This is a genomic window from Aquimarina celericrescens (assembly GCF_042682765.1).
GTDB classification, from domain to species: domain Bacteria; phylum Bacteroidota; class Bacteroidia; order Flavobacteriales; family Flavobacteriaceae; genus Aquimarina; species Aquimarina celericrescens.
This window is the reverse complement of record NZ_JBHUHY010000032.1, coordinates 56,908-63,869: the sequence shown is the minus strand read 5'-3', so window position 1 is coordinate 63,869 and position 6,962 is coordinate 56,908. Positions and strand designations below refer to the sequence as shown.

At 33.5% G+C, this 6,962-nt stretch carries 6 protein-coding genes; 5 read left to right on the top strand and 1 reads right to left on the bottom strand.

Translation table 11 applies throughout. The features are described from left to right. Positions 1–134: 134 nt before the first annotated feature. Positions 135–1,841: an alpha-amylase family glycosyl hydrolase gene (locus tag ACFSJT_RS18880; RefSeq protein WP_378321897.1), complete on the bottom strand. Its 1,707-nt coding sequence runs from the start codon at positions 1,839–1,841 to the stop codon at positions 135–137. Between the two features lie 289 nt (positions 1,842–2,130). On the opposite strand from ACFSJT_RS18880, the gene menA reads away from it, so the two are divergent. The 5 genes from menA (at position 2,131) to ACFSJT_RS18855 (ending at position 6,870) form a co-directional block, all read left to right on the top strand. After that, positions 2,131–3,030, top strand: a complete 900-nt coding sequence (gene menA, locus ACFSJT_RS18875) for a 1,4-dihydroxy-2-naphthoate octaprenyltransferase (protein WP_378321896.1) — start codon at positions 2,131–2,133, stop codon at positions 3,028–3,030. 28 nt (positions 3,031–3,058) lie between these two features. Next, on the top strand, positions 3,059–3,739 hold the full coding sequence (locus tag ACFSJT_RS18870) for a metal-dependent hydrolase (RefSeq protein ID WP_378321895.1): 681 nt from the start codon (positions 3,059–3,061) through the stop codon (positions 3,737–3,739). Beyond that, positions 3,740–4,774: an o-succinylbenzoate synthase gene (locus ACFSJT_RS18865; protein WP_378321894.1), complete on the top strand. Its 1,035-nt coding sequence runs from the start codon at positions 3,740–3,742 to the stop codon at positions 4,772–4,774. After that, a complete protein-coding gene (locus ACFSJT_RS18860; protein WP_378321893.1) occupies positions 4,756–5,685 on the top strand; it encodes a CPBP family intramembrane glutamic endopeptidase in 930 nt (309 codons plus the stop codon). Before ACFSJT_RS18865 ends, ACFSJT_RS18860 begins: the two co-directional genes overlap by 19 nt. 78 nt (positions 5,686–5,763) lie before the next feature. Further along, positions 5,764–6,870: an AMP-binding protein gene (locus ACFSJT_RS18855; RefSeq protein ID WP_378321892.1), complete on the top strand. Its 1,107-nt coding sequence runs from the start codon at positions 5,764–5,766 to the stop codon at positions 6,868–6,870. Positions 6,871–6,962: the final 92 nt, after the last annotated feature.

The following is a 6,962-nucleotide window of genomic DNA, read 5'->3' as shown; positions in this document are numbered from 1 at the left end:
TATCAACTAACTACTATCAACTAACAACTTTTATGAAATCAAAAGCTTCAAAATAGAAAATAGCTCAAATAAAAAAGACTGCCTAAATGTTTTTAGACAGCCTCTCTTGTTTATTATGGATTGTATACTATTTTTTATATTTTCTTTTCTAATAAAGCGATCTCAAAATCAGAAGTAAAAGATACCTCACCCTGAGAAACTGTAGTTTCTACACCCGAATATTGATCAATTAGAGTAGTACCATCTGGAAAAGCAGAGTTTACTTTTATAGTTTTTTGAGCTTTTGGAAGATCCAGTCCTATTACTACATTGTCAGAAAATCCATTATTTTGATAATTTCTAGAGAAAACATAAGGTGATTTTGAGATCATCTTGTGAGTTCCCGCACCGATTGCTGGATGGTCTTTTCTAAACCTTCCTAACTTTTGCCAGTGATTCAATAGCACTTTGGTATCTTCATTATCTATGTCATCCCAATTCATGTTTGATCTTAATGTCGCATCACCTTTTGTTCCTTCAATAATTAAAGGCCTTGCTATTTCATCACCATAGTAAATTTGTGATATACCTGGTGTGAGCAAAAGTTTGGTAGCAGATTCGTAGGTTTTGGTTCGATCCTTATCAAAAGGATCCCCGTCATCATGAGAACTTATATAATTCATAACACTTTTGCCTGTAAGATTAGTTCCTAGTATTTTACTGTATTTACTAAAAAGCTTTTCATAATCACTTTGTATTGCATCGTATTTAAATTGAAAATTGATCATGTTGTCAAATCCGTGTGCAAAATAGTCTACTTTGCGATCCCCAAAATCATAGTATCGTTTCCCGTCAATTCCGTAGCCATACAATTCTCCTAAGACATAAAATTCATTTTTATCCAATACCTTATCAGGATTTTTTGATTTCCACTCCGAAAATGCAATTTTTGCTTGTTCAGCAAGCACGCTCCATGCATCTTCTTCTACATGTTTAACTGTATCTACGCGATACCCATCTATACCTAGTTCTCTTACATAATCTGTTAGCCATTTGATGATATAATTTTTGGGTGATCTTTTTAACCCTGTTTTCGCAAAAAAGACATCCAGTTCTGCCAATTCGATCTCTAGTCTACCCTCGGCTTTCCATTTGTCTAAAAGAATTTTGGGAAGCTCTACTTCTTCATCACTTTCAGTTTTAATATCTGGAAGATTTTCTACTAAAGTGCAGGCCACAGCACTTTCATAATCTTTGTACGTGCATTGTGGTGAGGTACGAACCCAGTTGTCTGGCCATACAGGATCTTCATCGGTAGCAGGTCCAGTATGATTCATTACAACATCCATAAGTATGCGTATTCCGTTTTGATGGGCAACTTCTACTAACTTTTTCAGATCATTATAAGTGCCAAAATTAGGATCTATTTTTGTCCAGTCTTTGGTCCAATACCCATGAAAAGCGTAAGTATTTCCTGTTCCTTCATCTACACTTTCATGAATTTGCTCTACAACAGGGTTAAACCAAAGGGCATTTACTCCAAGTTCTTCAAAATATCCTTCTTCTATTTTTTGAATAATGCCTTTGAAATCTCCACCTTCAAATCCTCTTAATTTTCCAGTTTCCTTAGTACGGTTTAAAACATCATCATTGCTGTTGTCTCCATTCTTAAACCTATCGGTAAGTAGAAAATAAACATTAGCACCTTCCCAGATAAAAGGCTGATTTTTCGAAGTAATTAATTGCCTCGAATCTATTTGAGAAACTTCTGAGGTGGTTTCTTCCTCTTTTTTAGAATTACTATTACAACTAAAAGCAAAGCATAAAAGTAAAAAGGTAGTGGTTTTTATAAAATTCTTCATAAATACTTAGTGGTTTAAAACTGCTAATCTATTAAAAGAATAATAAAAACGGGAAAAAGGGGAATTGCGAAATTCGTAAAAATAAAATCTTCATATTTATTTGGATCTTCTATCGTAAGAAAGAAAAGCAGTTTGTGTTTTTTCATCAATCGGTAGTATGACATGGCGTAGTTTATATCATACTGAAACTTAAATTTCAAATTTATCCATTTGTTTCCTTTCAAAAGGAAGCATTTTTTATTTTTTTTTAATTGAAAATACTGTTCCTTTGAACATAAATCAATTTTGAATGAATACATTGAAGGCATGGGTCTCTGCAGCACGTTTGCGTACGTTACCTTTATCCGTATCGGGAATTATTGTAGGGTCTGCACTGGGAAACAAAAGTTTTATCAGCACCTCCATTTTTTGGTTGGCAGTGCTTACTACCTTGGGATTGCAGATACTGTCTAATTTTGCCAATGATTATGGTGATGGAGTAAAAGGAACAGATAATGAAGATAGAGTGGGACCGCAAAGAGCATTGCAAAGCGGAGCAATTTCGAAGAAAGGGATGCTTAACGCAATTGTACTTACAGCTTTTCTTACATTGATAGTGGCGATTGCTCTTATATATGTATCCTTTGGAAAAGAGAATTTCTTCTACTCAGTTTTTTTCTTTGTATTAGGGTTAGGGGCAATTGCAGCTGCAATTAAATATACAATAGGTAATTCGGCCTATGGATATCGTGGTTTGGGTGATGTTTTTGTATTTATTTTTTTTGGTTTGGTTAGTGTTGTGGGTTGTTATTTTTTATTTACAAAGGAACTCAATGGAGTAGTTTTTCTTCCCGCAGTGACCATTGGACTTTTGAGCACTGCTGTGTTAAACTTAAACAATATGCGTGATCATCATAGCGATAAGAAAGCTCAGAAAAATACTTTGGTTGTCAAATTAGGTATTCATCGCGCCAGAAAATATCATTATAGCTTGATTGTATTGTCAATGATTACTATGCTGTTATTTCTTTTAATAACCTATAAAAATCCAAAAGGCTTATTGTTTTTAATTGCCTTTATCCCATTATTAATTCATATCAGAAAAGTAAAAACTACAAAGCATAGCCAATTATTAGATCCTGAACTTAAAAAAGTAGCTTTAACAACATTTTTGCTTTCTATTTTGTTTAGTCTGAGTCAGATTTTATAATTTTCAGATAAAATAAATACTCTCATTTATGAAAATCACTTTTTATGGGCACAATACCTTGTTGATTCAAATTAATGATATTAACGTTTTAATAGATCCTTTTATTTCAGAGAATCCAATTTCCAAAGATAAAGTAGATGTAAATTCAATTAGAGCTGATTATATATTGCTTACCCATGCACATCAGGATCATGTGTTAGATGCAGAAGCTATAGCAAAATCTTGTAATGCAACTATAGTTTCAAATTATGAGATTGCTATGTATTATCAAAATAAGGGGATTGAAATACATCCTATGAATCATGGAGGGAACTGGGAATTTGAGTTTGGTAAGATCAAATATGTGAATGCCGTACACACTAGTAGTTTTGTAGATGGGACCTATGGAGGGCAGCCTGGTGGATTTGTAATTGAGGGAGAACATAAAACGATCTATATTGCAGGAGATACCGCCTTAACCATGGATATGAAGCTTATTCCGTTACATGCCAAATTAGATCTTGCCATTCTTCCTATTGGAGACAATTTTACAATGGGTATTGATGATGCTATTGTAGCGAGTGATTTTATAGAGTGTGATAAAGTGCTTGGTGTGCATTATGATACTTTTGGTTATATAGAAATTGATCATGATGAGGCCAAACGTAAATTTTTTGAAAAAAACAAAGATTTGATGCTACTAGAAATAGGAGAGAGTATAGAATTATAGATGAAAGCTACTTATCACAAATATATTCTCAATTTTAAGATACCTAGTGGTACTTCGCGTGGAGTTCTAAAAACGAAAGAAACCTGGTTTATCACAATTACCGATGGATTAAAAAGAGGAATAGGAGAATGTGGGATACTAAGAACATTAAGTATTGATGACAGACCGGATTATGAAGAAAAATTGAAATGGACCTGCCAGAATATTCATCTTGGAGTCGATGTTCTTTGGAATGAACTTCTTAAATTCCCAAGCATTCAGTTTGGTGTTGAGATGGCTTTTAAATCACTTGAAAGCAGGTCTGCTTTTTTATTATTCCCTTCTGAATTTACTAACAATAAAGACTCTATTCCCATTAATGGACTTATCTGGATGGGAGACAAAGAGTATATGAAAGCACAGATTGAGGATAAATTGAGTAGTGGTTTTCATTGTATCAAGATGAAAATCGGTGCTATAGATTTTAATACCGAACTAGATTTATTGAATGAGATACGATCTCAATTTTCATCAGATACCATAGAATTGCGGGTGGATGCAAATGGTGCCTTTCATCCAAAAGAAGCTTTAGAAAAATTAAAACTATTATCAGAGTATGATCTACACAGTATTGAACAACCTATTAAGCAAGGTCAATTAAAAGAAATGGCAGATTTATGTAACAATACGCCCTTACCAATTGCTCTTGATGAGGAGTTACTTGGTGTTTTTGATGTAACCGAAAAGAAAAAATTGTTACAAACTATACAGCCGCAATATATCATTCTTAAACCAAGTTTAATAGGAGGTTTTAAAGGAACTACAGAATGGGTTCAATTAGCTGAAGAATTGGATATAGGATGGTGGATCACCAGTGCGTTAGAGAGCAACATCGGTCTAAATGCTATAGCTCAATATACGTATACTTTGCAAAGTGATATGCCACAAGGGCTAGGAACAGGAAGTCTTTATACCAATAACTTTCAATCTCCGTTAGATATAAATAATGGCAGTTTGGTATATGACCAAACCACAGAATGGATAATAAATTTTTAAAACAACAACCCAACAAATACATGTACATAGAACAAGGAAGACAAGGAAAACTAGGATTGTGGAAATATTTGCCAATACCATTGGTGTTTATGGGACTAATAGGATTACAGTATCTCATAGTTAGCATATTGGATATAGATGTGGCTGCAATGATGGAGAAGGAAATACAGAGTAAAGGAAAGAATAGGTTTTTTGCTGAAAATATGCTATTTATGGCTATTTTTCTGGCTGTGCTGTTGTTTTGGGTACGATATGTTCATAAACAAAGCATTTTGTCCCTAACTACTAGTAGAGAAAAAATTGATTGGGGAAGGATATTTTTCGTTTTCGGTTTGATGGCTTCTTTCATTATAATTTCTACGCTTGTTATTTATTTTGTATATCCGGATACCTATCAAATTAATTTTGAGCCTTTACCATTTCTGATTCTTACAGTCATTGCGATTCTGCTAGTCCCTATTCAGACCAGTTTCGAGGAATATCTTTTTCGGGGATATTTAATGCAGGGGGTTGGAATTGCAACAAAGAGTAAGTTGACAGCTTTAATAGTAACGTCAGTTCTCTTTGGGATCATGCATATCGCAAATCCTGAAGTTGAAAAAATAGGATATATCATTATGGTATATTATATAGGTACGGGCTTTTTTCTGGGTATTATTACCTTAATGGATGAAGGCCTGGAGCTGGCACTTGGATTTCATGCTGCAAATAACCTGGTCACAGTATTACTGGTTACTGCAGATTGGACGGCTTTACAAACGGATTCGATATTCATAGATGTATCAGACCCAAGTTCTGGATATGAAGTATTGGCCCCGGTATTAATTATTTTTCCGATCTTTCTATATATATTATCAAAAAAATATCAATGGACAAATTGGAAAGATAAACTTTTTGGGGTTGTAAATTAGTAATACATATATAATGTACTTTTTACAATTTGATAACATGTTTATATGTGATAAGATTGAAATTTGGATGAAGTAATCATGAGTACATTTTCTATTCCCGAAATACATGAAAAATTTGCTATTAACAAGCGAGCTGTCGATACAGAGAGTTTGAAGCGTATTTCATATAATTTTATCAAAAGTGGGGAGGTATATGAACAGGAGGTAGGACATTTTTTACTGGATTGGTTGAATGAAAAAGATCATATTATTGTAAAAACTTCGGGTTCTACAGGAAAACCAAAAAAGATAAAGGTATACAAAGAGTATATGATCAACAGCGCCAAGGCTACGGGTAAATTTTTTAATGCAGAAGAAGAAACAACAGCCTTATTATGTCTTCCTGCAAACTATATCGCCGGAAAAATGATGCTTGTTAGAGCATTGGTTCTAGGTTGGAAGATAGATTTAGTACCGCCTAAGACGAACCCGCTGGATAACTTATTTAAGCAATATGATTTTTGCGCTATGGTTCCATTGCAATTAGATAATTCTCTTAATAGGCTTCATTTAATAAAAAAACTAATTGTGGGTGGAGGACCTGTTTCAGAAAACCTAAAACAACTAGTACAAGGTGTTAAAACTAAGATTTTTGAGACCTATGGAATGACCGAAACTGTTTCTCATATAGCGGCAAGAAGAATTAATCCAAAAAAAAAGGATAAAAAGGACGCTACTTTTTTTAAGGCATTACCAAATATCACCTTAGGCGTTGATAATAGAAGTTGTTTGGTTATTAAGGCGCCACAGCTTAATGATGAGATAATTATTACCAATGATGTCGTTGAACTCAAAACTTATAAAAAGTTTCGATGGAAAGGACGCTATGATAATGTAATTAATAGCGGAGGGGTAAAATTATATCCTGAAGAAATTGAAACAAAATTACAATTGTTAATTAGCCATCGTTTTTTTATTACCAGTATTCCAGATGATCTATTAGGAGACAAATTGGTTTTAATTATAGAAAGAGATTATAACCATGTTTTCAAATTGGCATTGCGAGAAGGGTTAAACAGTCTTCAAATCCTTACCAAATATGAAATCCCTAAAGAGATTTTTTTTCTTCCTCAGTTTATCGAAACAGAAAATGGTAAAGTTCAGAGATCTAAAACCCTAGAGTTAGTTCAGGGTCTCAATTTATAACCTGAAAAAACATATGAAGAGTCACTTAAAGTACTCATATGTATAAGACATCTATATTGTTTTGCAGGTGTCTATTTTTTATGATACATTTA

Excerpts from the sequence above, each read along its gene's own strand:
- ACFSJT_RS18870 (WP_378321895.1), top strand. The coding sequence starts at position 3,059 with ATGAAAATCACTTTTTATGGGCACAATACCTTGTTGATTCAAATTAAT.
- ACFSJT_RS18865 (WP_378321894.1), top strand. The coding sequence starts at position 3,740 with ATGAAAGCTACTTATCACAAATATATTCTCAATTTTAAGATACCTAGT.
- ACFSJT_RS18880 (WP_378321897.1), bottom strand. The coding sequence starts at position 1,841 with ATGAAGAATTTTATAAAAACCACTACCTTTTTACTTTTATGCTTTGCT.
- ACFSJT_RS18860 (WP_378321893.1), top strand. The coding sequence starts at position 4,756 with ATGGATAATAAATTTTTAAAACAACAACCCAACAAATACATGTACATA.
- ACFSJT_RS18855 (WP_378321892.1), top strand. The coding sequence starts at position 5,764 with ATGAGTACATTTTCTATTCCCGAAATACATGAAAAATTTGCTATTAAC.
- menA (WP_378321896.1), top strand. The coding sequence starts at position 2,131 with ATGAATACATTGAAGGCATGGGTCTCTGCAGCACGTTTGCGTACGTTA.